The 933-nt window shown below is 50.4% G+C and carries 1 protein-coding gene and 1 pseudogene; both read right to left on the bottom strand.

Translation table 11 applies throughout. The annotated features are described in order from the left end of the window. Nucleotides 1-545 (bottom strand): annotated as a pseudogene (arsA, locus tag VZP09_RS24470) (arsenite efflux transporter ATPase subunit ArsA); the annotation flags it as partial. 17 nt (nucleotides 546-562) lie between these two features. Further along, nucleotides 563-925, bottom strand: a complete 363-nt coding sequence (gene arsD, locus VZP09_RS24465; RefSeq protein ID WP_328795518.1) for an arsenite efflux transporter metallochaperone ArsD — start codon at nucleotides 923-925, stop codon at nucleotides 563-565. Between the last annotated feature and the right edge of the window lie 8 nt (nucleotides 926-933).

Below are 933 nucleotides of genomic sequence, written 5' to 3'. Positions count from 1 at the left end.
TGCTTTTCCAGCCCCGCCATCGGCCCAAGACAGGAGGCACCATCAGGGTTACTTTCAATGAAGCTGCTCCAGGCTCCGGGAAGCTGAAGAAGACGAATAGTGTGGCCGGTTGGGGCAGTATCAAAAATGATGTGATCGAAGCGGGTCAGCAGAGAAGTATCGGTCAGTAAGCCAGTAAACTCGTCGAACGCAGCAATCTCTGTCGTACAAGCTCCTGAAAGCTGTTCACTGATGCTGTTAACAACGTCATCAGGCAAAAGACCTTTAATAGGATTAATGATTCTGGCGCGGTATTGCTGGGCGGCGTCCTGCGGGTCGATCTCCAGAGCCGAAAGTCCAGGCACAGCAGTCACGGGCTGGATAGTGTTACCGATAGTCTGATCGAATACCTGACCGACGTTAGAAGCCGGGTCGGTACTGACAAGCAGAACACGCTTTCCCAGTTCAGCCAGACGTATAGCCGTTGTGCAGGAAATCGAAGTTTTACCTACACCTCCCTTACCGGTGAAAAACAGGTAAGACGGGATATTCTTTAAGAATTTCATATGTCCTCCTGACATACTCAACAACAGGAAGTTTTACCACCACAGCAACTGGTGGAATCTAAACCCACCTTTTCCAGCGGTATACCAAACCAGCGAGCCAGTTCAGCGCGTTTTGGGTATCGCCCGGCCATCACCGTTTCACCATCCAGTAACAGCAGCGGAAGCCCTTCGGCTCCAGAAGCTTCAAGGAATGCTTTTGCTTTCTCATTCTGAACAAAGCTCATCGGCTGTTGCGCCAGGTTGTAACGATCGATCTGAACTCCACGCTCTTTCAGCCATTGCACATCAGCAGAAAAATCGACCAGAACCTGATCGACATCTGAACCACAAACGCCGGTACTGCAGCACATCGCCGGATCAAACACCGTTAACGTTTTCATTCTNAACA

It is taken from the genome of Klebsiella sp. EMBS2024 (assembly GCF_036233805.1).
GTDB lineage: Bacteria > Pseudomonadota > Gammaproteobacteria > Enterobacterales > Enterobacteriaceae > Klebsiella > Klebsiella pneumoniae.
The sequence above is the reverse complement of the archived record's forward strand: the minus strand, read 5'-3'. Positions and strand labels throughout refer to the sequence as shown.

Bases quoted from the DNA above. Each gene is read 5' to 3' on its own strand.
- arsD (WP_328795518.1), bottom strand. From the start codon at position 925: ATGAAAACGTTAACGGTGTTTGATCCGGCGATGTGCTGCAGTACCGGC.